23 protein-coding genes are annotated in these 24473 nt (G+C 60.6%); 8 read left to right on the forward strand and 15 right to left on the reverse strand.

The window, feature by feature from the left end; genetic code table 11:
* Window positions 1-77: 77 nt before the first annotated feature.
* A complete protein-coding gene (quiC, locus tag AC515T_RS25105; RefSeq protein WP_496530421.1) occupies window positions 78-1979 on the reverse strand; it encodes a 3-dehydroshikimate dehydratase QuiC in 1902 nt (633 codons plus the stop codon).
* Window positions 1980-2262: 283 nt separating this feature from the next.
* Here quiC and AC515T_RS25110 point away from each other — a divergent pair, with 283 nt between their 5' ends.
* Window positions 2263-3600: an MFS transporter gene (locus tag AC515T_RS25110; protein WP_496530422.1), complete on the forward strand. Its 1338-nt coding sequence runs from the start codon at window positions 2263-2265 to the stop codon at window positions 3598-3600.
* A gap of 177 nt (window positions 3601-3777) precedes the next feature.
* Here the strand turns inward: AC515T_RS25110 and AC515T_RS25115 are convergent, their stop codons facing one another.
* Entirely contained in the window at window positions 3778-4656 is an 879-nt protein-coding gene (locus AC515T_RS25115) for a DMT family transporter (RefSeq protein ID WP_496530423.1), read from the reverse strand.
* Window positions 4657-4908: 252 nt separating this feature from the next.
* Between AC515T_RS25115 and ypfJ the strand changes: the two genes are divergently transcribed.
* Both ypfJ and AC515T_RS25125 read left to right on the forward strand, forming a co-directional pair.
* Window positions 4909-5793, forward strand: a complete 885-nt coding sequence (gene ypfJ, locus AC515T_RS25120) for a KPN_02809 family neutral zinc metallopeptidase (protein WP_122565086.1) — start codon at window positions 4909-4911, stop codon at window positions 5791-5793.
* Window positions 5794-6741, forward strand: a complete 948-nt coding sequence (locus tag AC515T_RS25125) for an alpha/beta fold hydrolase (protein ID WP_496530424.1) — start codon at window positions 5794-5796, stop codon at window positions 6739-6741.
* Between the two features lie 126 nt (window positions 6742-6867).
* Here AC515T_RS25125 and AC515T_RS25130 read toward each other — a convergent pair whose 3' ends face one another.
* From AC515T_RS25130 to AC515T_RS25140, 3 genes are all read right to left on the reverse strand, one after another.
* A complete protein-coding gene (locus AC515T_RS25130) occupies window positions 6868-7461 on the reverse strand; it encodes an HAD family hydrolase (protein ID WP_496530425.1) in 594 nt (197 codons plus the stop codon).
* Window positions 7458-8327: an acyl-CoA thioesterase II gene (gene tesB / locus AC515T_RS25135; RefSeq protein WP_072411434.1), complete on the reverse strand. Its 870-nt coding sequence runs from the start codon at window positions 8325-8327 to the stop codon at window positions 7458-7460. The genes AC515T_RS25130 and tesB overlap by 4 nt, the downstream gene beginning before the upstream one ends.
* A gap of 105 nt (window positions 8328-8432) precedes the next feature.
* Complete coding sequence (locus AC515T_RS25140) at window positions 8433-9002, reverse strand: GNAT family N-acetyltransferase (protein ID WP_496530426.1); 570 nt, start codon at window positions 9000-9002, stop codon at window positions 8433-8435.
* A 73-nt stretch (window positions 9003-9075) separates the two neighbouring features.
* Here AC515T_RS25140 and AC515T_RS25145 point away from each other — a divergent pair, with 73 nt between their 5' ends.
* Both AC515T_RS25145 and AC515T_RS25150 read left to right on the forward strand, forming a co-directional pair.
* Entirely contained in the window at window positions 9076-9996 is a 921-nt protein-coding gene (locus AC515T_RS25145; protein ID WP_496530427.1) for a histone deacetylase family protein, read from the forward strand.
* 278 nt (window positions 9997-10274) lie between these two features.
* A complete protein-coding gene (locus AC515T_RS25150) occupies window positions 10275-11516 on the forward strand; it encodes a TIGR03862 family flavoprotein (RefSeq protein WP_496530428.1) in 1242 nt (413 codons plus the stop codon).
* Between the two features lie 135 nt (window positions 11517-11651).
* On the opposite strand, the gene rhlE1 is transcribed toward AC515T_RS25150, so the two are convergent.
* The gene (gene rhlE1, locus AC515T_RS25155) at window positions 11652-12989 is read right to left on the reverse strand and encodes an RNA helicase RhlE1 (RefSeq protein WP_058546752.1); all 1338 of its coding nucleotides are present in this window, start codon (window positions 12987-12989) and stop codon (window positions 11652-11654) included.
* A gap of 58 nt (window positions 12990-13047) precedes the next feature.
* Window positions 13048-13950 carry a drug/metabolite exporter YedA gene (yedA, locus tag AC515T_RS25160; RefSeq protein WP_496530429.1) on the reverse strand — a complete coding sequence of 301 codons (903 nt, stop codon included), beginning with the start codon at window positions 13948-13950 and terminating at the stop codon, window positions 13048-13050.
* 161 nt (window positions 13951-14111) lie between these two features.
* On the opposite strand from yedA, the gene AC515T_RS25165 reads away from it, so the two are divergent.
* Entirely contained in the window at window positions 14112-14564 is a 453-nt protein-coding gene (locus AC515T_RS25165; RefSeq protein ID WP_014340343.1) for an Lrp/AsnC family transcriptional regulator, read from the forward strand.
* Between the two features lie 63 nt (window positions 14565-14627).
* Here the strand turns inward: AC515T_RS25165 and AC515T_RS25170 are convergent, their stop codons facing one another.
* The 3 genes from AC515T_RS25170 to AC515T_RS25180 all read right to left on the reverse strand — a co-directional run bounded on the left by AC515T_RS25170 (window position 14628) and on the right by AC515T_RS25180 (window position 16628).
* Window positions 14628-15239 (reverse strand): 3'-5' exonuclease, encoded by a 612-nt coding sequence (locus AC515T_RS25170; RefSeq protein WP_496530430.1) that lies wholly within the window; start codon window positions 15237-15239, stop codon window positions 14628-14630.
* Between the two features lie 21 nt (window positions 15240-15260).
* Window positions 15261-15740, reverse strand: a complete 480-nt coding sequence (locus AC515T_RS25175) for a LabA-like NYN domain-containing protein (protein ID WP_013694260.1) — start codon at window positions 15738-15740, stop codon at window positions 15261-15263.
* Window positions 15741-15869: 129 nt separating this feature from the next.
* Complete coding sequence (locus AC515T_RS25180; protein ID WP_496530431.1) at window positions 15870-16628, reverse strand: DUF2076 domain-containing protein; 759 nt, start codon at window positions 16626-16628, stop codon at window positions 15870-15872.
* A 175-nt stretch (window positions 16629-16803) separates the two neighbouring features.
* On the opposite strand from AC515T_RS25180, the gene AC515T_RS25185 reads away from it, so the two are divergent.
* A complete protein-coding gene (locus AC515T_RS25185; RefSeq protein WP_496530432.1) occupies window positions 16804-17466 on the forward strand; it encodes a hypothetical protein in 663 nt (220 codons plus the stop codon).
* A 90-nt stretch (window positions 17467-17556) separates the two neighbouring features.
* On the forward strand, window positions 17557-18636 hold the full coding sequence (locus tag AC515T_RS25190; protein WP_496530433.1) for an endonuclease/exonuclease/phosphatase family protein: 1080 nt from the start codon (window positions 17557-17559) through the stop codon (window positions 18634-18636).
* Window positions 18637-18773: 137 nt separating this feature from the next.
* On the opposite strand, the gene AC515T_RS25195 is transcribed toward AC515T_RS25190, so the two are convergent.
* The 5 genes from AC515T_RS25195 to AC515T_RS25215 all read right to left on the reverse strand — a co-directional run bounded on the left by AC515T_RS25195 (window position 18774) and on the right by AC515T_RS25215 (window position 24413).
* Window positions 18774-19958, reverse strand: coding sequence for an MFS transporter (locus AC515T_RS25195; protein WP_496530434.1), 1185 nt, complete (start codon window positions 19956-19958; stop codon window positions 18774-18776).
* The gene (locus AC515T_RS25200; protein ID WP_496530435.1) at window positions 19955-21199 is read right to left on the reverse strand and encodes an ATP-grasp domain-containing protein; all 1245 of its coding nucleotides are present in this window, start codon (window positions 21197-21199) and stop codon (window positions 19955-19957) included. The genes AC515T_RS25195 and AC515T_RS25200 overlap by 4 nt, the downstream gene beginning before the upstream one ends.
* A gap of 46 nt (window positions 21200-21245) precedes the next feature.
* Window positions 21246-22610 carry an FAD-binding oxidoreductase gene (locus AC515T_RS25205; RefSeq protein WP_496530436.1) on the reverse strand — a complete coding sequence of 455 codons (1365 nt, stop codon included), beginning with the start codon at window positions 22608-22610 and terminating at the stop codon, window positions 21246-21248.
* Window positions 22611-22747: 137 nt separating this feature from the next.
* On the reverse strand, window positions 22748-23680 hold the full coding sequence (locus AC515T_RS25210) for a hypothetical protein (RefSeq protein ID WP_496530437.1): 933 nt from the start codon (window positions 23678-23680) through the stop codon (window positions 22748-22750).
* Window positions 23673-24413, reverse strand: coding sequence for an alanyl-tRNA editing protein (locus AC515T_RS25215; protein WP_496530438.1), 741 nt, complete (start codon window positions 24411-24413; stop codon window positions 23673-23675). The genes AC515T_RS25210 and AC515T_RS25215 overlap by 8 nt, the downstream gene beginning before the upstream one ends.
* Between the last annotated feature and the right edge of the window lie 60 nt (window positions 24414-24473).

Consider the following 24473-nt stretch of genomic DNA (forward strand, 5'->3'; position numbering starts at 1 on the left):
GGCTGGCGATTATGGGCCGCACCGTGCACTGAAGCCAAGCCACGACACTGCCCATTACCACCGCGTTTACGATTTCCCTACAACTTGGCGTGCCGCACGCCACCGCTGCGAGACTTGGCCATGGCCGCCAGGCGCACCGCGACGTTGGCGGCGCCATAACCGGCGTAACCGTTCTTGCGCTGGATGAGTTCAAAGAAAAACCGTCCCTCGAAGGGCTCGGTGTAGACGTGAAACAGCTCGCCACCCTGGGCATCGCGGTCGTACAGCACGTTGAAATAGGCCAGTTCGCTGAGGAACTCGTCGTCGAAATCGAAACGCGCCGCCAGGTCGTCGTAGTAATTGAGCGGGATGTCCAGCAACGGCACGCCCGCCTCCTTGGCACGACTGACCTGGGCGAAGATGTCGTCGCAATCGAAGGCGATGTGATGCACACCGGAGCCGCGATAACTCGACAGAGCGTGTGAGATCGCGGTGTTGCGGTTCTCGGAAATGTTCAGCGGCAAGCGGATCGAACTGCAGCGGCTGCGCAGTGCACGGCTTTTTACCAGGCCATAGGGGTCGGGCAAGACCACTTCGTCGTCGGCCTCGAAATCCAGCAGGCTCTTGTAGAACAGCACCCAACTGTCGAGGCTGTCGGCCGGCAGCGCCATCGCCATGTGGTCGATGCGCTTGAGCCCGGCCCCGATGACCGCCCCCGGCTGCAGGTTGAAATCGGTGCCATAGACATCGGCCTCCTGGTCCACCAGGTAAATCAGGCTGCCGTCCGGTGCGCGCACCGCCGCCAGCTCCAGCTCATTGGGCCCCACCAACCCGCGATAGGGCTGGCCCTTGTAGGCAACGGCCCGCTCCAGGGCGCTGGCACTGTTTTTCACACGCACGGCGGTGGCGCACAACGAAGGCCCGTGGGCTTCGAAAAAGCTGTGGGCGAAGGAGTACGGTTCGCTGTTGAGGATCAGGTTGATATCGCCCTGGCGCAGCAGGCTGACATTCTTCGAACGATGCTGACCGGCCTTGACGAACCCCAGCCGTTCCAGCCAATGGGAGAGCTTGGCACCGAGGCTATCGTCTACGGCAAACTCGAGGAATTCGATGCCGTCGTATTCGCTGGCCGGCGGCGTGGCGAACAGGATATCGGCATTGCCAACGGCGCTCGCGTCTTCGGCCAGGCGCTGGCGGGTCTTTTCTTCCAGGTACAGCAGCGAACGCAAGCCGTCGGCGGCGTTGGCCCGTGGTGGCGCGGCGCGGAAGCCATCGTTGAAGATCTCCAGCGACAGCGGTCCGGTATAACCACTCTTGATGATCGGCGCCAGGAACCCCGGCAAGTCGAATTCACCCTGCCCCGGGAAACAACGGAAATGCCGGCTCCACTCCAAAACGTCCATGGCCAGGATCGGCGCGTCAGCCATTTGCACGAAGAAAATTTTCTCGCCCGGGATCTCGGCGATCGCGCTCGGATCACCCTTGAGGGACAAGGTATGGAAACTGTCGAGCAACACGCCAAGGCTGGGGTGGTCGGCCTGGCGTACGATGTTCCAGACCTGTTGATAAGTATTGACGTGGCGGCCCCAGGCCAGCGCTTCGTAACCGATACGCAAGCCCCGCGCACCGGCCCGTTCGGCCAACAGGCGCAGGTCATCGACCAGGATCTGCTCGTCGCCGACGCTGTCGGCCGAGGCATTGCTGCACACCAGCACCAGGTCGGTGCCCAGCTCCTGCATCAAGTCGAACTTGCGCTCGGCCCGTTCCAGGTTGCGCGACAGCCGATCGCGACGGCAGCCTTCAAAATCACGAAACGGTTGGAATAAGGTGATGGCGATGCCCAGGTCGGCGCACATCTGCCTGATTTCCCGCGGGCTGCCATCGTAATAGAGAAGGTCGTTCTCGAAGATTTCCACCCCGTCAAAACCGGCGGCGGCAATGGCTTCGAGCTTTTCCGGCAAGGTACCGCTCAAGGATACGGTGGCAATGGAACGCTGCATGACTTCGGCTCCCGGGACAGGCATCGGCTACAAAAGGTGCGCCGCTTTTTAAAATGCTTTTAAAAGAGTGAGCCGATTATTGAGCTGCCGGTTTCTTTCAGCAATTCAATATGTACCATTCGGTTAGTTTTTTGGGCGATTATCGAACAAAATGCCGATTGCCGAATTGACGATTTTTTGCTCACTGCGCACCATCGCTCCCCACATCGACGCAGGCCCTGATCGCCGACGTCGTGGGACAGACCCAGACCGACCATAAGAATTTCAAAAACGGGTACACGCTATGATTCCTTCCCAAAGTTCCCGCCTGGCCCCTGGCCTGGGTGCCTCCACCGGCAGCGTCGCTGACAAGATCCGTGGCGCCATGGCCGTGGGCAAGACTCGTTGGGGCATGCTCGCCCTGGTGTTTTTCGCCACCACCCTGAACTACATCGACCGCGCCGCCCTGGGCGTCATGCAGCCGATCCTGGCCAAGGAAATGAGCTGGACGGCGATGGATTACGCCAACATCAACTTCTGGTTCCAGGTCGGTTATGCCGTCGGCTTCGTGTTGCAGGGACGGCTGATCGACCGGATCGGCGTCAAGCGCGTGTTCTTCTGCGCCGTGCTGCTCTGGAGCCTGGCGACCGGCGCCCATGGCCTGGCCACGTCGGCGGTAGGTTTCATGGTCTGCCGCTTCATCCTCGGCCTCACCGAAGCCGCCAACTACCCTGCCTGCGTGAAGACCACCCGGCTGTGGTTCCCGGCGGGCGAACGGGCCGTGGCGACGGGTATTTTCAACGCGGGGACCAACGTCGGCGCGATGTTCACCCCGATGCTGCTGCCGCTGGTCCTGCACGTGTGGGGGTGGCAGGCCGCGTTCCTGTGCATGGCCGCCCTGGGCGGGATCTGGCTGCTGTTCTGGGGCCTGAAATACTTCAACCCCGAAGACCACCCTACCGTCAAACAGTCGGAACTGGACTACATCCAGGCCCAGGACGAACCGGACCAGGTTCGCGTACCGTTCTCACGCATTCTGCGCATGCGCGGCACCTGGGCGTTCGCCCTCGCCTACTCGATCACCGCGCCGGTGTTCTGGTTCTACCTCTATTGGCTGCCGCCGTTCCTGAACCAGCAATACAACCTGGGCATCAACGTGACCCAGATGGGCATCCCGTTGATCATCATCTACCTCACCGCCGACTTCGGCAGCGTGGGCGGCGGGATCCTGTCTTCGTTCCTGATCGGTCGCGGGCTCAATCCGATCAAGGCGCGGCTGGTGTCCATGCTGCTGTTTGCCTGCTGCATCATCGGCGTGATCATGGCCGCCGGCGCAAGCAACCTGTGGATGGCGGTGTTCGCCATTTCCCTGGCCATCGGCGCGCACCAGGCCTGGACCGCCAACATCTGGAGCCTGGTGATGGACTACACGCCCAAGCACATGATGAGTACGGTGTTCGGCTTCGGCGGCATGTGCGCGGCCATCGGCGGGATGTTCATGACCCAGTTGGTGGGCCACATCCTCACGATCACCCACAATAACTACACCGTGTTGTTCACCCTGATCCCGGCGATGTACTTCATTGCCCTGATCTGGCTGTACTTCATGGCGCCGCGCAAGGTGCCGACCCTGGAAAACTGACTGTCCACACGCTAACGGACAGCGATCCACCCGTGGCGAGGGAGCTTGCTCCCGCTCGATTGCGCAGCAATCGCAAAAAAGCGAGGGCCGCTTCGCAGCCCAGCGGGAGCAAGCTCCCTCGCCACAGAGGGCTGTGCTAGCCACAGGGCTGTGCCCCACAAAGGGGGCTGGTAGCGCTTACTTACGACGCTGTTGCCACGCCGCCGCCAACCCACTCAAGCAGATCAAGGCGATGCCCACCACGGTGGTCAGCGTCGGCGTATGGTTGAACAGCAACCAGCCCAACAGCCCTGCGAACACGATCTGGCAATACCCGAACGGCGCGAGCAGCGCCGGGGCGGCAAAGCGGAAGGCCTGGGTCAGCATCAAGTGCGCGGTCATCCCGCACGCCCCCAGCGCCAACATCATCACCCCGTGCATCAGGCTCGGCACTTGCCAGAAGAACGGCACCAGCGCGCTCATCACCAACGTATTGCACAGGCCGGCGAAGAAATTGCTGGTGGTCGGGCTGTCGATCTCGCTGAGCTTGCGCGTGAGCAGTTGGTAGAAACAGAAAAACAATGCCGAGCAGAATGGCAACAACACCGCCGGAGTGAACAGATCGCCGCCGGGATGGACGATGATCAACACCCCGATAAAGCCGAAGATCACCGCGATCCATTGACCGCGCGTCACGTGTTCCCCCAGCAACGGCACCGACAACGCGGTCACCAGCACGGGGGCGAGGAAGTTGACCGCCGTCGCCTCCGCCAGTGGGATGAACATCAACGCAGTGGTGAAAAACAGACTGGTGCCCAGCAGGCACAACGCCCGGGCCAACTGCCACAACGGCCGTTTTGTACGCAAAACCCGCAACCCCGAACGCGGCAGGAAAATACCCGCCATCAACAAGGTGTGCACCACGTAACGCGCCCAGACCACCATGATGATCGGATAAAAACCCGACAGATACTTGGACAACGCGTCATGACTGGAGAACAGGAACGTTGCGACCAGGATAAGCACGATGCCCTTGAAAGCCTGATTGACGCCGGAGAGCGGTGTGCTGACGGTCATGAGGGAAACCTGCGTTGCTTGATGTAGGGGCCGTGACGCACGATGCAGTTGTTGGGCCAGCGAGCATACCGATAAGTTCTGAATCCGAAGTGTAATGAAAATTGCGCAGCCAGGCAGGATTGGCTCACCGCTGAACCAAAATCCGTGTCCGTTGCCTGACAGCTCAAGCGCGGCGCGCACCTTGGGCGCCTAAAAGCTAGACTCATCGCCACAGCAGTTATTTCTCGCAGGGTCATTCAGAGGATTTCCCACATGTTATGGAAAAAAGGTCGCCGCAGTGACAACGTGGTGGACGCCCGTGGTGACGGTGGGGGCGGTGGCGGGATGCGTTTCGGCGGCGGCAAGGGATTGAGCCTGACGGCCATTATCCTGATCGTCGGCATCGGCTGGATCACCGGCCAGGACCCGATGCAGATTCTCGGGCAACTGGCCGGGCAGATGGACCAGTCCGCGCCTGCCACTTCACAAACCCGCCAGGCGCCACCGGCCAACGATGAACAGGCCGAGTTCGTGCGCTCGATCCTCGGCGATACCGAAGACACCTGGGGCCAGGTCTTCCAGCAGGCCGGACGCCAGTACCAACAACCCAAACTGGTGTTGTTCAGCGGCCGGGTCAACTCGGCCTGCGGCCTGGCCTCCTCGGCGACCGGTCCGTTTTATTGCCCGGCGGACCGGCAGGTCTACCTGGACATGAGTTTCTTCAAGGAAATGTCCCAACGCTTCGCCGCCGCTGGCGATTTCGCCCAGGCCTACGTCATTGCCCACGAAGTCGGCCACCACGTGCAGACGCTGCTCGGTGTGTCGGCGAAGATCCAGGAAGCCCGCCAGCAAGGCCGGCAGATGGAAGGCGACGGCGGCTTGTTGGTGCGTCAGGAATTGCAGGCCGATTGCCTGGCCGGCGTCTGGGCCAACCACGCGCAAAAACGCCTGAACTGGCTGGAGCCGGGGGACATCGAGGAGGCCTTGACGGCCGCCAACGCCATCGGCGATGACCGTCTGCAGCAACAAGGCCAGGGCCGCGTAGTGCCGGACTCCTTCACCCATGGCACTTCGGCGCAACGGGTGCGCTGGTTCAAGACCGGCTTCGCCCAGGGCCAGGTCAGCCAGTGCGACACGTTCGCGGCGAAAAACCTGTAGATGAAGTGGGGCACGTTGATCGGGCTGGTGCTGTGCTGCACCGTTGCCCAGGGCGAGGAACACGGCGTCAACGTGGTCGCCCAAGGGCGCCTGCAATTCAAGGGCGGTGCCATGGCGGTCGCCGTCAGCCCGCCCCCGGCGTCCATTCAGCGCGTGCTGATCATCCTCCATGGTCGGCTGCGCAATGCCGAGACCTACCTGCGCAGCGCCGAAAAAGCGACCGGGCAGGCCGGGCAACAAGGCACGACGCTGATCATCGCCCCGCAGTTTCTCAACGAACAGGACGTGGCTCGCCATACATTGCCCAATGAGCTGCTGCGCTGGCGGGGCAATGACTGGATGGCCGGTGGCCTGTCCACGGGGCCCAATCCGGTCAGTTCCTTCCAGGTCCTCGACGACATCGTCGCGCGCGTCAGTGACCGGCAGCAGTTTCCCGAGGTGAAGGAGATCGTCATCGCCGGCCATTCCGGCGGCGCCCAGGTCGTGCAGCGCTATGCCCTGCTCGCCCATGGCCAATACCGGATCAACCCGCGCTTTGTCATCGCCAACCCGTCGTCCTATGCCTACTTCGATGCGCAACGGCCCATGGCCTTCGACCCTGCCAGTTGCCCTGGCTTCAATCGCTGGAAATACGGCCTGCAGGACCTGCCCACCTATGCCGCCGGACAAACGCCTGCCCGCCTGGAGGAGAACTACGTCAAGCGCGACATCGTTTATCTGCTCGGGCAGCAGGACACCGACCCGGAGCATCCGGCGCTGGACAAGGGCTGTGAAGCGCAAACCCAGGGGCCGTATCGGTTACTGCGCGGGCATTTCTTTTTCGACTACCTGACCCGGCGTCATCCCGAGGGGCTGAACCAGCGGCTGATCGAAGTGCCTGGGGTCGGGCACAATGGGAGTGGGATGTTCAATTCGCCGGAAGGGTTGAAGGTGTTGTTTGGGCAATAAGCCTTTTGGTGGCTTATAGGGCCTCATCGCGAGCAAGCTCGCTCCCACAGGGTTTTCTGCGTTCGCCACTCCTCCACTGTGGGAGCGAGCTTGCTCGCGATGGCGATCGATCAGTCAACCGATCTCTCAAGCCGACAGCATCCGCCGCAACTCGACACAATCGCGCGCATGCCAATCCGTCAGCTCCGGCCATGGATTGTCCGGCAGGTTCACCAACACCGTCCGCGCCCCTGCAGCACGACCGCAGTCCAGGTCGAAGCGGTAGTCCCCCACCATCACCATCGTGTCCGGCGCCACGTTCCAGGCCTCGGCCAGTTTCAACAGGCCACCGGGATGCGGCTTGGGCGGTGCCTCGTCGCGGCCCAGGACATCCTCCACGGCGAAACAGTCCGCCAGGCCAATGGCCTCCAGGGTCACATGGGCCAGTTCGCGAGCGTTGCGGGTCAGGATCCCCAGGCGATGGCCGCGCCCGGCCAGCTCTCGCACCAACTCGACCGCGCCGGGCGCAGGCTTGGAGCCCAGCGCCAGGTCCCGTTCGTGCTCCAGCAACCAGGCATGCTTGGCCGCCGCTTCCTCAGCGGGCAACCCCGCCAGATGAGTGAGGATGTCATCTTCGGCCGGAATCGCCAGGGCCACGCGGATTGCCGCGAAGTCATGCACGGCGATCGTCAGCGTGCCATCCATGTCGAACACCCAGTGCCGAACCTCGGACAGGCTCATGCCCAGTCCTTGCGGTGGCGAATCAGGCCTTCCTGGGTGACCGAGGCCACCAGTTGCCCGGCGCGGTTGAACACGCTGCCACGGGAGAACCCACGGGAATTGCCGGCCCACGGGCTGTCCATGGCGTAGAGCAACCAGTCATCGGCGCGCAGGTCGGCATGGAACCACAAGGCGTGGTCGAGACTGGCGACCTGCATATCCTTGTGCCACACCGATTTGCCATGGGGCAGCAGCGAAGTGGTCAGCAAGCCGAAGTCCGACGCGTAGGCCAGCAGGTATTTGTGCAAGGCCGGCGAATCCGCCAGGGCGCCGTCGGCACGGAACCACACGTATTTCACCGGGTCGGCCGGTTGCGGGTTGTAGGGGTCTTTTTCAGTGACCGGGCGCACCTCGATCGGCTTGGGGCACAGCAGTTTTTCGCGCATGTGCTCGGGCAGCAGGTGCGCACGCTGCTGGGTAAGTTCCAGCTCGGACGGCAGGTTTTCCGGCCCGACCACTTGCGGCATGGTGCTCTGGTGCTCAAAACCCTGTTCGTCGTACTGGAACGACGCACTGCAGGTAAAGATCGGGTTGCCCTTCTGGATCGCCGTCACCCGACGGGTGCTGAAACTGCCACCGTCACGCACCCGGTCCACCTGGTAGACCACCGGCAGCGCGGCATCGCCCGGACGCAGGAAATAACCGTGCATCGAATGCACATGGCGCGCCTCTTCCACGGTCTGGCTGGCCGCCGACAACGACTGGCCCAATACCTGGCCGCCGAACAACTGGCGAAACCCCAAATCCTGGCTGCGACCGCGAAACAGGTTCTCTTCGATCGGTTCCAGGGTCAGCAGGTCGACCAGATCTTCCAACACGTGGCTCATTCAGACTTTCCTCACACAGCACAACACCGCGCAGTCTGCGCTACGGCGGTGGATCGATTGTTGGCCCGGACCATTTGGGCGGGGCATTATAAACGTCCGTGTCGGCTAACCGTGCAGGGTCTGCAACCACTGCTCACGATTGATGCGATAGAGCACATGGTGACGCAATGGATGTCCAACCGCGAGCTTTGGGTGTTCGAAGTCGTCCGCCGGGTCGTGGTGCATGCCAATGGCCTGCATGACCTTTTGCGACGGCAGGTTATCCACAGCGGTGAACGCCACCACTTCGTCCAGCAACAACTGGTCAAAGGCACAGCGCAGCCCGGTCCACGCCGCCTCGCTGGCATAGCCCAGGCCCCAGTGCTCCCGGGCCAGGCGCCAGCCAATCTCGATGGCCGGCGTGAACGGCGCGTCGAACCCGACCACACCAAGCCCGGTAAAGCCAATGAAGGCCCCGGTGTCCTTGCGTTCCAGCGCCCACAACCCAAAACCATGCTCGGCGAAATGCCCACGCACGCGACCGATCAGGGCGGCGCTTTCCAGGCGGCTCAGGGGCGCCGGGAAATAACGCATCACCTGCGGGTCGGCGCACATGGCGGCAAATTCCGGCAAGTCGTCGTCGCGCCACTGCCGCAACAGCAGCCGTGCGCTTTCCAGTTCCAGTATCGGCTCCATTTTCACTCCCTTTCCATGCCCCAGAGTCTACATCGCTGGTAGGATCCGTCACTCATTCACGACTGAAAACACCATGTCGCTGCCGCTGATCTATCACGAAGACTACAGCCCCGAATTCCCGGCGGAACACCGTTTCCCCATGGACAAGTTCCGCCTGCTGCGCGATCACCTGGTGGACAGCGGCCTGACCCGCGACGCGGACCTGCTGCGCCCATCGCTGTGCCCGCCGGATATTCTCGCCCTGGCCCACGACCGTGGGTATATCGAACGCTACATGGGCGGCGAGTTGTCCCGCGAAGACCAACGGCGACTCGGCCTGCCCTGGAGCGAAGCCCTGGCCCGCCGAACGGTCCGCGCCGTGGGCGGTTCGCTGCTGGCCGCCGAACAGGCCCTCGAACACGGTCTGGCCTGTCACTTGGCCGGCGGCACCCATCACGCCCACTACGACCACCTGGCCGGATTCTGCATTTTCAACGACCTGGCGGTGATCAGCCGCTATTTCCTGGCCAGCGGTCGGGTCTCGCGGGTGCTGATTTTCGATTGCGATGTGCATCAGGGCGACGGTACCGCCCGAATACTCCATGACACCCCGGACGCCGTGACAGTTTCCTTGCACTGCGAAAAGAATTTTCCCGCACGCAAGGCGCAAAGCGACTGGGACATCCCGCTGCCGATGGGCATGGGCGACGCCGCTTACCTGAACGTGGTGGACGATGCGCTCAACTACCTGCTGCCGCTCTACCAGCCGGACCTGGTGCTGTATGACGCCGGCGTCGACGTACACAAGGACGACGCCCTCGGTTATCTGAAGCTCACGGACGAAGGCCTCGCCGCCCGGGATGAGAGCGTCATGCGCCATTGCCTGGGACGCGACATCCCGGTGGTCGGCGTGATCGGCGGAGGCTACAGCAAGGACCGCCAGGCCCTGGCCCGCCGCCACGGGATCCTGCACCACAGCGCACAAAGGGTCTGGACGTCATCAGGTTGTCATTGAAACCTGGGCTTTACCCACAATGCCTGTGGAGCGGCCTGTGGATAACCTGAGCGAAACGGCCTACAAGCTATGTTGCCTATGGCATGCAGAGGCTTGGCTGTTTTTTGATCAGAGTTCTCAAGAACACCTACATCCCCTGTGGGAGCGAGCTTGCTCGCGATGGCGGAGTATCAGCCACATCAATGCCGCTGACACACCGCCTTCGCGAGCAAGCTCGCTCCCACAGGGATCTGTGCTGGTAGAATGCCCCGCCTATTCCAACCCCCACAGTTCAAATCATGACCTCGACCGCCAAGCCTTCCGCCCCAAACATCGCCATCATCGGCGGCGGCCCCGCCGGCCTGATGGCGGCCGAGGTATTGAGCCTGGCCGGCCTGAAGGTCGACCTGTACGACGGCATGCCATCGGTGGGCAGGAAATTCCTGCTGGCCGGCGTGGGCGGCATGAACATCACCCACTCCGAAGCCTTCCCGGCCTTCCTGTCCCGCTACGCCGAACGCGCGCCAAACCTCGCGCCGCTGTTGCGGGCATTCGGGGCGGATGAGTTATGCACATGGATCCACGGGCTGGGCATCGACACCTTTGTCGGCAGCTCCGGGCGGGTATTTCCGACTGACATGAAGGCCGCCCCGCTGTTACGTGCCTGGCTCAAGCGCCTGCGCGATGCTGGCGTGGTGATCCACACCCGTCATCGCTGGCTCGGCTGGAACCCCGATGGCAGCTTGCGCATAGCGTCCCCGGAGGGCGAAAAAACCCTGCGCCCCAAGGCCACTTTGCTCGCCCTGGGCGGCGGCAGCTGGTCGCGCCTGGGCTCCGACGGCGCCTGGATGCTACCGCTGGAACAACGCGGCGTGGCCCTGGCGCCATTGCAACCGAGCAACTGCGGGTTCGAGGTCGAAGCCTGGAGCGACCTGATGATCAGCAAATTCGCCGGCGCCCCGCTCAAGAACATCGCCATGGGCCTGAACGACGATGTGCCGCGCCTCGGCGAATGCGTGATCACCGCCACCGGCCTCGAAGGCAGCCTGGTCTATGCCCTGTCGGCAACGATTCGTGAGGCCATCAACCAGCACGGCGGCGCGACCCTTCATGTGGACCTGTTGCCGGGCCGGCCTGTGGATAAAATCCTCCAGGCCCTGAACAAACCCCGCGGCTCCCGCTCGATGGCCAAGCACTTGCACAGCCAATTGGGGATCGACGGGGTCAAGGCGGCACTGTTGCGCGAGCTCACGCCGGCCGAGTGTTTCGCTGACCCGGTGCGGCTGGCCCAGGCGATCAAGGCCCTGCCGGTCACACTGGTGAAGACCCGCCCCCTGGACGAAGCCATCAGCAGCGCCGGTGGCGTGACGTTCGAAGCCCTGGATGAACGCCTGATGCTCAAGCAAGTGCCCGGCGTTTTCTGCGCCGGGGAAATGCTCGATTGGGAAGCGCCGACCGGTGGCTACCTGCTTACGGCGTGCTTTGCCAGCGGCCGGGCGGCGGGGTTGGGGATGGTGGAGTGGTTACAGCGCCTGGATTGAAGTTCGAGGCGCGCCCATCGCGAGCAAGCTCGCTCCCACAGAAAATCTGCAGTGGACACCGGATCTGTGCACACCTGAGAACCAGTGTGGGAGCGAGCTTGCTCGCGATAGCGATGTATCAGACGCCGCGAATCATCAAGGCTTACGCTTACGCGGCCCAGTGTTGAACACCGGCACTTTCCGCACAGGCTTGACCGAAGGTTCCACAGGCGCAGCGTCGCCACTGTCCACCCACTTGCCCAGGTTGCGCTTGCCGCCACCACCGGAGGTTTTCGGTTTCTTCGGCTTTTTAGGCTTCTTGATCACCTGGCCGCTGGCATCGGTGTCCGGTACCCGATGCTCAGGCTCGAAGTCCTGTTCCATCTGGCGAGTCAGCGTCTGGCGCGTCAACATCTCGATGGCCGACAGCAAATTCACTTCATCGGCGCAGACCAGGGAAATCGCTTCCCCCGTCGAGCCCGCCCGACCGGTACGGCCGATGCGGTGGATGTAGTCCTCGGCGACGATCGGCAGGTCGAAGTTCACCACCAACGGCAAGTCCTCGATGTCCAAGCCACGGGCGGCGACATCGGTGGCTACCAGGATCTGCACTTCGCTGGCCTTGAAGCGGTCCAGCGCACGTTGGCGGGTGGCCTGGGGTTTGTCACCGTGGATACCGTCGGCGTTGACGCCCAGGCCCTGGAGTTTTTCCACCAGCGCATCGACGCCGTTGCGGGTCTTGGCAAAGACCAGCACCTGCTTCCACTTGTTCTTGCGCATCAGGTGCACGAACAATTCCGGCTTGCGCTTCTTGTCCACCGTCACCACCCATTGCTTGACGGTGTTGGCGGCCACGTTGCGCGGGCTCACTTCAATGCTCAGCGGATCGTTGAGCATCTGCCCGGCTAGCAGGCGGATCGCATCGGAAAAGGTCGCCGAGAACAGCAGGGTCTGGCGCTTCTTCGGCAGGGCCTTGTAGATATTCGCCAGCTCCTCGGAGAAGCCCAGGTCGAGCATGCGGTCGGCTTCGTCCAGCACCAGGGTCTGCAGTTGATTGAACTTCAGCGCATTCTGGCGGAACAAGTCGAGCAAACGACCCGGCGTGGCGACCAGCAGGTCGACGCCCTTGCGCAACTTCATCATCTGCGGGTTGATGCTGACGCCGCCGTACACGGCGTAGGTGCTCAGCGGCAGGTTTTGCGCGTACTGACGAACGCTTTCATGAACCTGCTCAGCCAGTTCACGGGTCGGCACCAGGATCAGCGCCCGCACCGAGTTGGCCGCGACCTTCGGCCCTTCGGTGGTCAGCAACTGCAACAGCGGCACCGCAAAACCGGCGGTCTTGCCGGTGCCGGTCTGGGCCGCGGCCATCAGGTCGCGACCGGCGAGCACCGCCGGCATGGCTTGGGCCTGAACCGGGGTCGGGGTCTGGTAGCCGAGCGTCTCGAGGGCGCGCAGCAAGGGTTCGATCAGGCCAAGGGTGGCGAAAGTCATGGAAGTACCGTAGGAAAAATCAGCGCAAGGTGTGCAATGCGCGGCAGTTTACCCTAAATCAGGAGACGGCCGGCGCAGGCTTGGGTTTGCGCCACTGTGGCAAGCCGATCAGCACCACCGCACTGATGATCACCAACATCGCCAAGGCCTCCTCGATGCCGATGGTTTCACCGGCGAATACGATGCCCAGCAATACCGCCACGGCCGGGTTGACGTAGGCATAGCTGGTGGCCGCCGCCGGACGCACATGCTTGAGCAGGTACATGTAGGCGTTGAAGGCGATGATCGAACCGAAGCAAGTCAGGTAAGCCAAGGCGAGCCAGCCTTCCAGCGGCGGCATGCTCTCCAGATGCTCGCCGCTGGCCACGCTGCCGATCAGCAGCACCACGCCGCCCACCAGCATTTCCACGGCACTGGCCATCGCCCCCGCCGGCAACGGCAGATGCTTGCTCAGCACTGAACCGAACGCCCAGGAGGCCGCCGCGAACACCAGCAACGTCGCCCCCAACGGGCTGGATTGCAGGTTGGAACCGAGGTTGAGCATGGCGATGCCGATCAACCCCAGCACAATCCCCGCCCATTCCAGACGGGTATTACGCGCGCCCCAGAAATATCCGCACAGCAAGGTAAACAAAGGCACCGTCGCCACGGCCAGCGCCGCGACCCCGGACGCTACGCCCGTGTGCTCGGCGACACTGACCGCGCCGTTGCCAAAACTGAGCAACAGCACGCCAATGATGGCCCCGGCCTTCCATTGGGCCCAGGTCGGCGCCGGCGCCCCGCGCCAGCGCAGGAAGCCGTACATCAGCGAACCGGCAATCACAAAACGAATCCCAGCCAGCAGCAATGGCGGCCAATGTTCCACGCCGATGCGAATCACCAGGTAGGTCGAACCCCAGATGACATACAAGGCAAAGAAGGCAGCGATCAATGGCAGGGAGAAACGGCGTGGGCCAGGCATGTTCAGCTCGAAGTCAGGACAATGAGAGACGTTATTCTAGAAAGGCGACAGACGGAAATTAAGCTACAAAACCTGTTTATCCGGGCCATACACTTTTCAAAACACGGCGATCAGCGCTATAAATCGCGCTTTCGAAAGTCACACCGTCAGGAAGCCAAACCGTGGATAAATACGACCGCATGTTGCTCAGCGCTTTGTTGGACAACGGTCGTGCGTCCTACGCCGAACTGGCCCGCAAAGTGAACCTGTCAGCCCCCGCCGTGGCCGAACGGGTCAGCAAACTGGAAGCCAGCGGCGTCATCACCGGTTATCAAGCCAAAGTCGACATGGCGAAGATCGGCCTGCCGGTGCAGTGCGTCATCGAACTGCGAATGAACCAGCACGGCAACCAGAAGACCTACGACGAACTGTGCAAGATCCCACAACTGACCGAATGCCACCGGGTCACCGGGGACCCGTGCGTGATCATGCAGGCGGCGGTTGGCTCGATGCCCGAGCTGGAAGAGTTGATCAACCGCATCGCCAAGTTCGGTTTCAGCAAGACCTCGATCGTGCTGTCCAGCGCCATTGAAAAGCGCGTGCCGTTGGGGCAGTTGGAAGGCAACGGGAAATAAGGATCAAACACTGAACAACCTGTGTGGGAGCAAGCCCGCTCCCACAAGGGTTTTGTGGTGTGTTTAGAACCCGCGATGCCGCTTGAGATGCTCGTTGATCTTCGCCGCCGGCACTTTCTGCAAACTGCACAGCAGATCATGGGACAACTCCCGCAGCCCATGCTTTTGCCGCAGTTCCGCCGCCAGGTGCGCGGTGAGGTTGGCGGCCATTTCGGCGTCGGCCATGGCCCGGTGAGCCTGGCCGGTGTGGGGCAAGCCGGCGAACGTGTTGAGCGTGCCGAGCTTGTGGTTCGGTGCCGCCGGCATCAAGCGCCGGGCCAGCAAGAGGGAGCAGGCAAAATTCTGCAAGCGGGTGCGCTTGATGCGTCCCAGCTCAAAATCCCAGAACTTCTGGTCGAACGCGGCGTTATGGGCCAGCAGCGGCGTAATGCCGACAAACTCGTTGACCTCGTTCATGACCTTTTCCGCCGAGGGTGCGCTACGCAGCATCGCGTTGCTGATGCCGGTCAGTTGTTCGATGAAGGCCGGCACCCGGACACCGGCATTCATCAGGCTCTGGTAGCGGTCGACGATCCGGCCTCGCTCAAGCATCACCACCGCGATTTCAGTAGCCCGGCAACCGCTGCTCGGGGTGATCCCGGTGGTTTCAAAGTCGATGACTGCGATGCGTTCCAAACCTTTTGAACTCCGTGAAAATCAATTCTTGAGCAACAACGCGCCTTCGATGGGCACATAGCGACTGGCGGCGCGGATCAGCGAGTTGGCAGTCAACCCCGGCACGCCATAGGCCACGGCCTGCACACCGTGCTTCTGAATGATGCGTTCGAGCAACATGTCGAAATCGCCATCGCCGGAGGCCAGCACCACTTCATCGACATGGTCGGCAGCGTCCATGATGTCCAGCGTGATGCCCACGTCCCAATCGCCCTTGGCCGAGCCGTCGCTGCGCTGGATGTAGGGCTTGAGCTTCACGATGAAACCCAGGTTGCGCAGGATCTGCTGGAATTGTTGCTGCTTGCTGTCACCGCGATCGATCGCATAGGCATAGGCCTCGACGATCTGTCCCTGTTTGCTGACATCGGCCCACAGCGCGGCGTAGTTGAAATGGCAGCCGTAAGCCTGGCGCACGGTGTAGTAGAGGTTCTGGACATCGGCGAACACTGCAATTTTTTTCACCGCGTTTCCTCTTGGATGCACACGTACGCAGACCACCAGGGGCCGAAAAGTCGCCCAGTATGCCAGCCAGAAGGATTGTTCCGCGAATAATCGGCCCGAGGCGCCAGGGCGCCCCGGACGAATGGCAGGTCAGACGAAGGAGTCGTCGTCGCCGAAGGAAGATGAATCGTCACTGTAGTCCGCGTCGCTGAACCCTCCCGGGTCGCTGCCGTAGGCATCGTTATCGGCCACGCGCGAATCATCGCCCCAGCCGTTGTCGCTGTTGTTGGCAGTGTCGTTGACCGGTTGCGCCGGTTCTTCCTTGATGACCTCGACGATTTCCTGGGGTTGCTGGTTACTGTGGAACAGGCTGCTGATGCCTTGAGCCAGCATCACGCCGCCCGCCACGCCCGCGGCGGTTTTCAGAGCGCCGCCGAGGAAACTGCCCGCTGCCGGGGCCTGCTGCTGCGGTGCGCCATAATTGCCCGGTGACGTGCCGAAGCCCTGTTGGGGCGGGGCATTGAAGGACGGTTGCGCCGGTTCGCGCCAACCACCACCGCTGGAAGCCGGCGCGCTCGCCGGCCGTGAGTCCCGCGGGCTGCCGCCGAAAATACTCGAGAGGAAACCACCGCCACCGCTGGGTGCCGGCGCTTGCTTGCGAGCCTGTTGCAGCTCGACCTGCAATTGCTCGACCTGTTGGGCGAGTTGCTTGTTCTGCTCATCGAGGCGCTTGATCGCGGCCTCCTGCACCAGGATCGCCTGGGCCATGAAATAGCCCGCCGCTGGCTGGCTCGCCAGGTGTTCCTTGATCCGCGCCTCGGCCTGGGCATCGCGCGGGGCTGAATCCTTTTCGGCCTGTTGCAGCCGTGAAAACAGTCCATCGATCAGGGTTTGTTCTTCGCTGTTCATGGCGACCTCATTCGATTGCCGGGTAGAAACCATTCCGATCTCGAAGACCGGTGCCCATCAGTAATGGGGCTCGCCGGAAAGCTTTCAATGGTCTTTACCTGATGTTTACGTTTGCTTGTGCGGGCGCCTGATCGGTTAAAGTGTCGGACCGCTTTTTCAACTGCGATACCGACTCATGAATCCGTTTGACGTGCTGCGCGACTCTTTGTATTTCTTCAAGCGCCATCTGGGCCGGATCGCCCAGCTGTGCCTGCCACTGGTGATACTCGAGGCGTTGCTGCAGCAAGGCGTGGACAGCGCCCTCGGCCCCGAGGGTTTCCCCGGCTACAGCGTGATCGTCGGACTGCTGGTGTACCCGCTGTACACCGCCGCGTTGATCCTGTTTCTCGACGCCCGCAGCCGCGGTGAAGCGCCACGCACCCGGGATCTGCTCGCAATGGCCCTGACCCTGTGGCCACGCTTTGCCTTGCTGACGGCCCTCAATACGCTGCTGATCCTGGTGGGGCTGTCGTTGTACTTCCTGCCGGGCCTGTGGCTGATGGTGACCCTGGCCTTCGGCGAATACCTGTTGGTCCTCAGGGGCCTGCCCCCCCTGGCGGCGATGAAGGAAAGCCTGAACATGTCCCGCGGCAACTTCTGGCGGATCCTGCTGTGCATTCTCTGTGTGATGGGTCCGTTGTGGCTGCTCAAGGGCGCCAGCGTCTCGATGTATCCGTCGCCGCAAAACCCCTTGCTCAGCTTGCTGATCGACAGCGTCCACAGCTTCCTGCAACTGTTCACCACCGTGGTGCTGTTCCGCCTGTTCATGCTGATCGAAGCCAAGCCCGAGCGCCGCTGATCGCATACGGCGACCGCCCTGGGCTTGGGCTTGGGAACCGCTCTCGGTTATGCTCGGGAGCACTTTTGCGTTTCGCCCATAAGCCGAGCCATGACCCGTCTACTGCGCCACACCTTGCTGGGCCTGCTGTTGATCCTCAGCCTGGCCGCCCTGTCGATCTACAGCCTGACCTGGCGGCCACAGCCCCGGGAAACCGTGCCGGTCAGTTGCGCCGTCAACGCGGCACCGCTGGTGCCCGGCCAGGCCTTGAAGGTGATGACCTGGAACGTCCAGTTCCTCGCCGGCAAGCGCTACGTGTTCTGGCACGACCTGGCCCAGGGCGACGATGAAAGCCCGACCCTGGAAGACATGGCCTTCAGCCTCGACGAAGTGGCCCGGGTCATCCGCGATGAGCAACCGGACATCGTGCTGCTCCAGGAACTGGACAAGGGCGCCAAGGCCAGCGATTACCAAGACCAGCTCAAGCTGTTGCAAGAGCGCTTGGCCGACCTCTATCCGTGCGGCACCAGCGCCTTCGACTGGAAAGCCGACTTCATCCCCAACCCGCACATCTTCGGCAGCGTTGGCCGGCAACTGGCGACCCTGAGTCGCTACCGCATCGACCATGCCGAGCGCGTGCAACTGCCGGTGGCCGACGCCAACGTCATCAGCCGTCAGTTCCAGCCGAAAAATGCCTTGTTGGTGAGCTATCTGCCGCTGAGCGACGGCAACCAGTTGGTGGTGCTCAACACCCATCTGGAACGGGCCAGCGAACCGGACGAAACCCTGCCCAGACAAATCACCGCCGTGAGCAAGGCCCTGGACAAGTTCGAATCCGCAGGCACGCCCTGGCTGATCGGCGGCGACTTCAACCTGCTGCCCCTGGGCCAGTACCGACGCCTGCCGTCCGAGCAACGCACGCCCTACTCCGCCGACAGCCCCCTGCACCTGTTGTGGGACAAATACCCGATGATTCCCACCAACAACGAAGCCAGCGGCATCGACCGCGAACACTGGCTGACCCACTACCCGAACGACCCCGGCCTCAACGGCCCCGACCGCACCGTCGACTACCTGTTCTACAGCCCCCGGATCAAACGGGTTGAAGCCCAGGTACGGCAGGACGACACCTTGCGCATCTCCGATCATTTGCCGGTGATTGCGCGGTTTTTGTTGCCGGCAGCGCCTTAGCAGGACTTGCCTAAGACTCCCCTGTGGGAGCGAGCTTGCTCGCTCCCACAGGGGAGTCCGGTTCGGAACATAGTGGCGAGCGCTTATTGTCGAGAACAGTTACCGGCGGAGAACATTTTTGAAATGCCCAGCCTCATTCAGGAAACCTGAGCAGACCTCTGCTCGATGTCGATACCGATGAGCGGGCGCCTGAGCGCAATCGATGCCCATGCCCCCACGGCTGCGATGACGCATGCGGCAAACCCCAGCAGGAAGGACATGAAGCTGAGTTCCTGAGCGACAGCCAGAAGCCCGAGCACAGCTGCGGTTGCTTCGGCAGCGCCCCAAACACACGTCTGAACGGCCATTGCAACAGAGCTGCGGCCTTTCCATATTTTCACCGCTTGGGCTTGGTACAACGGGCCACAAATCATTTCGCCGATAACGATAAACACCACCACGACAAACAGAATTGCCTGCGCCTGCGTTGAAATGATCAACAGTAGGCATCCCGCGCCGATCAATAAATTGGAAATGATCACGCGCCACAGACGCGACACACGCTGCGAAAACGACGTGATGTAAACTTGGCTGGAAATGATGATCCCGCTGGCCACCAGGAAAAGCACGCCCACTAGCTCACTGGAGAAGCGCTCGGTCGCATAGGTAGGAAATACGTAATAAAACTGCGCATAGCCAATCATGGTCAGAAAGTTGATGGCCATGAACGCAGCAACTCTGGGGGAAGCCTCGGACTCGCCCATCGTGGAAGAACGATCGGCAGACACCAGACCTGTTGAACGTGCCACCTGCGCAATCAGCGTGGTGGATACCGTGGCAAGCACACCTAACAACAAGGGCAGCGCCACAAACCAGTACCCGGTGCCGGCGAGTATCAACGACGCAACGAAGGGAGCGACCCCTGCGCCGGCGTTTGCGGCGACGTTTTCGTAGGAGAGCACGCGCTCGTGCTCGCTCTCGCGAAAATACTGAACAATGTATGAAATCTGCGAAATCGTAGCGATCGAGTTGGACACACCGAACACCACGACCAGCGCGACCCAGATGAACACGTTTGTGATGCCCATCGATGCCGCGAGCAGCATCAATAACGCTGCCACCGCCACGCACAATAAGGCGAGGGCAATTTCCCAACGGCGATCAACCTTGTCCAGAATGCCTTGAAAGGCCAGTGCACCAATTCGATTTGAAACAATCGCAAACCCAACAACAATGCCGGCAGCACTGGTACTGAGCCCTACAGCAGCATTGAGCCAGATAGCCATGAATGGATAGAAGCAACTCCAGGCGGCGGACGAAAGAAACCGGACGAAGTAAATCATTTGAATACCGGGCTTCTAGGGCCACGATCGGTATGGATAAGCACCTCACCTATCTCGCGGGCGACCACTTCTGCATAACCGGTGAGCATGCCAATCCAAGCATAGTCAGACGTGCCTATGGGTTGGATCACGCTGCCTACGTTGGCTATAGGGGTATGGATAGACGCCATTGGCGGAGTCTCCCAGTCATACACGATGGCTTCATGGTCCAGGCAATACCAGTAACTCAAGGTCAGACGGCACGCCTCGACAGGCTTGTATTGAAGCGTGGTATCCAGCAAGCCCAGGGGCAGCAGCGCGACGTGTTGCAGGACCGTTGCAGGCGCGAGTTCATAAGCCAACGCAATTTGCTCGACGATGCTCGCGCCACCGAGACGCCCCATGTTGGCGTCAATCAGATAAGCCGTGGATTCTGTCGCGATGAATTCGCAATGAAAGAAGCCATTATCAAACGATGAACGGGAAATCAGATCGCGCACAGCCGTCTCGATTTTCGAACGCACGGACCACGCAATTTGGGCGTCGGCTGGAAACTGATTGGCGACTTCAGTAAACCCGACACGATCGCGCCTGGACAGGCCTAGGAGGACAACCCGCCCATCCTGGACATAGCCCTCCATGCTGACGAGGTCTCCTACGCAATGTGCCTGGACAATCCACGCAATATTCTGCGGATCATCCACTCCGCTCTCCAGGATGGCCGATTTGATCACACTGGCAGGGTCAACCCCCACGTCAATCGAAAGCATAGTCGTTGCTACCGCGCCGGAACCGACCGCGGGCTTGAGAACCAGGTCATTTGGCTGACCGGGTGTCAGCCAGGGAATGACAAAGTCTCCATTGGCCAGAGACACACAGGACTCGGCGGGAACGTGCTCCGGTATCAGACCGCCCACGAACTCCTTGGATGACAGTTTTCCAAAGACCGAAGGAGGCGCATTGAAGCCGAACTCCTGGGCAATCGCAGAGATAACAGGGAACAACTCGTCAAAGAACGTTGTAACACTGTGGATCACACCAACAAGCGTTGGATTGGACTTCAAGTAAGCGGACAGGGCATCTTTGTCCGTAAAGGCGGGAATGCAGGTGACCCCTTCAAATACGCTTTTGGCTGCCCTGTGAAAACCTGAAGGGTTAACAGACAATATAGGCTCAAAGCCCGCACTGCGAATTGCCTCGCATACATACTTGATGGAGACCTTGTTAATACCCACTATCAAAATATGACGCATGTCTTTCATATCCATCCTTAAAAATGAAAAATCGACAGTTATTGAGCCTCAACGGTCACGAGTGATACATCTTGCCTGGGTTGAGAATGTTCTCCGGGTCCAATGCCGATTTGATTGCTCGCATGAATTGGAGCGCCGCGCCATGCTGTGCCGACATCCACTTCAATTTTCCTTGCCCTACACCATGCTCACCACTGACCGTGCCGCCGAATGACAACGCTCGACTCGATAGCCGGTTGAGAAACGCCTGAACTTCCACACTCTCGTCCTCATCTTCATCGAGCATAATCAGCAGGTGGAAATTACCGTCGCCGACATGGCCGATAAGTGGTGCGTCGAGTCCGGAGGCGGCAATGTCGGCTGCGGTGGCGCTGATGCAGGCGCTCAGGCAAGACAGCGGAACACAGACATCGGTGGCCAGCCCCTTGCACCCCTTGTAGAACGCGTGAAATGCCCACCAGGCGTCATGTCGTGCTTTCCACAGGGCCGTGCGCTCTTCAAGACGCTCGGAGATTCTGACCTGTCCGCCGTACTCACCGGCGCAATCCTTGAACAACTCAACGCTGCTGGTGACTGTGGACCGGTCCCCATGGAACTCCAGAAAAAGATGCGGTGTTTCCACTAGGTCCAACGCGGGGGAATAGGCGTTGCAAGCGCGAACAGCCGTTACATCCAGCAGCTCAATCCGGGCAATCGAGAGGCCTTGGCCGAGGGCACAGGCCACCGTCTGTACGGCGTTGTCGACCGAGTCGAACGAACAAACGCCGGCAACGATGGCCTCGGGCATCGGATGCAATCGGACTTCCAGCTCACTGAATATGCCCAGGGTGCCCTCAGAACCCACAGCAATCGCCAGCAAATCCAGGCCCATAGCCGATTTGGGCGCTCGGGAGCCGATTTGGACCACAGCCCCGTCCGCCATGATCCAGCGAGCGGCTTTGACATTGCCGGCCATCGTCCCGTAACGAACCGAGTTGGTCCCCGATGCACGCGTTGCCGCCATTCCGCCCATCGAGGCGTTGGCACCAGGGTCGACGGAAAAGAACAGCCCGGTATCACGCAAATAGCTGTTGAGTTGTTCGCGGGTGACGCCCGGTTGAACGGTGGCGGTCATGTCGGTGACGTTCACGTCGACAATCGCGTTCATTTCCGAGCAGTCGATACAGACACCACCCTTCGGCGCGTTGATTTGCCCTTCGAGGGATGAGCGCGCACCCACCGGGATCACCGCAACATCGTATTCACGACAGAGTCTTACGACCTGGACGATTTCGTCCTCAGTGCGAACAGTCACCACAGCATCGGGTGGACTCAGTTCGATACCGGGGGGCGCCTGGCAGAATTGTCGCCGGATCCCTAGTTCAAGCCTTAAACGCGCGCCAAACAATTGATGGAGTTTTTCTACGACTAGAGAATCCATTCGTCTCATCCCTGTTCTGACTGATTACTGCCGGGTTTATTTTTAGATCCGACTGCTGCGCTATCCCACGCACTCCTGTGAACGGTGGTGTCGTAGATCATGGGGCACAGAAAGCAGCCCCCCCGTCCTGCTCCTATTCACTCCTCGTTTTTTTTGCTCGCTCGGGCCGCACGCCCGTCGTACTCCGGGCGGCCAGAAACAATCAACCCGAAGAAATAAGGTTGCGCACCTGAATCCTCCAACTGACGGCCTGACTTGTTATGCACTTCAATGACAGAGAAAAGATCCACGAGACGGTCCTGAATCTGTTCTATTTCTGCGTCCTTGAGTGTCACCATCGAGCTGTACTTGAAAGAACCTGAAACATCGAAATATTCACTTTTCTCAGGTTTGAGCAGCGACCGATCCACTTCATGGCGCAGGAACTGGTCTTTCAAGTTCAACGCATCCACTGTTCGTGGCATCCTCAGCGTTGGCGCATGCCGGACAAACGGGTCGTCAGGTGTCGCTCGCACTTTGGAGACCAGGTTCAGGAATGCTTCGGTTTTTTGATCATAGGCTAGGCCGAGTTGCTCGCACACCAACACAATTTCTGCTACGGAAGCACTGTCCACCATGTAGAGATACGTCATCAACGGCAGCAGTTCGAAGTTCGCCTCGAATGCCGCGATCACCTCTTCGGTGACGATGAACTCACGCTCGTACCGGCTCAGACTCAGCGCCCGTCGCAAGATTTTTGAGTCGTGCTCGCGCAGCTCCAGCCGGGACGAAAGATCGGTTACCTCGACACCTTTACCGAACAACATCTCGTGGACGTCAGCCGGCAACAAGTCTCTGAAGTAGTGCCAAAAATAATCAAAACTGACTTTGCTGGCCGCATCGATTTTAAGGTGGTCATGCAGCTCGACAGCCGCATCAATGCTCAGGTATTTCCTTCCGGCCTCAACATCACGATAGTAATTGGCCGAAAATGGAATATTGACCTCGTCGAGAAACGTGGAAATTTTCAGATGCCCGGCTTCGATCCGAAACTGCATCAAAAACGCACCAAACGCTCGTTTGCTATCCAAGCTCATCGGCCTCTGCCGACAGAGCGACAACCACTCTTGTCGTATTTTTCTTGATTTTCATACTGGAAGTTACCACGCCTATTTCCTGTGTATTACGCACATGAACGCCCCCACAGGGGATTGACCAGTTTTCGCATTGCCACCAACGGAATCCCTGTCCCTGGCTGATATCCGCTTCCGTACGAATCTCATAACTTGCAGAGCAAAACTCATTCAAGGCGTCTGTCGCCTTTCTAAGACTGTCTTCGTCGAATTCGCCGACAAACTCGTATTGATTCTCCCCAACCTCGTCGCTCAACGGCGAACGCACCGGGTGTGGAATCGAGCGCCCGAGCGTCTGCTCAAGCATGCAATGGATCAAGTGCATCGCCGAATGAAGACGCATCTGATGATATCGCAATGACCAATCAAGCGTGACGATCGCTTGCTGGCCGATCACGCCCGCCTGCAGTTGGGTGAACGCTTCGTCGTCAATCGACAGGTAATGCCTGATCTGGTCATCTCTTTTTTTCGTCGCGACGATCTTCAGCGTGCGCACAACGTCCCCCTCCCCCGCGACCGGGATGTTCAACACGCCTCGATCTCCGAGCTGTCCGCCTCCTTGCGGGTAGAACACTGTCTCGCCAAGGAGGACAAAAGGAAGGCCAGCATCGTCGCGATCAAGCAGATCGACTCGGCATTCCAAGTGTTTCAAGTACGGTTGCTCGTGAAACAATGGCAGCGTCTGGATCATTTTTACCTCAAGTAAGTCTCACTGATTTGCGTTGGAAGCCCAGAGGAATCACCGAGGGCC

The sequence above is a fragment of the Pseudomonas sp. FSO-7 genome, from assembly GCF_059579345.1.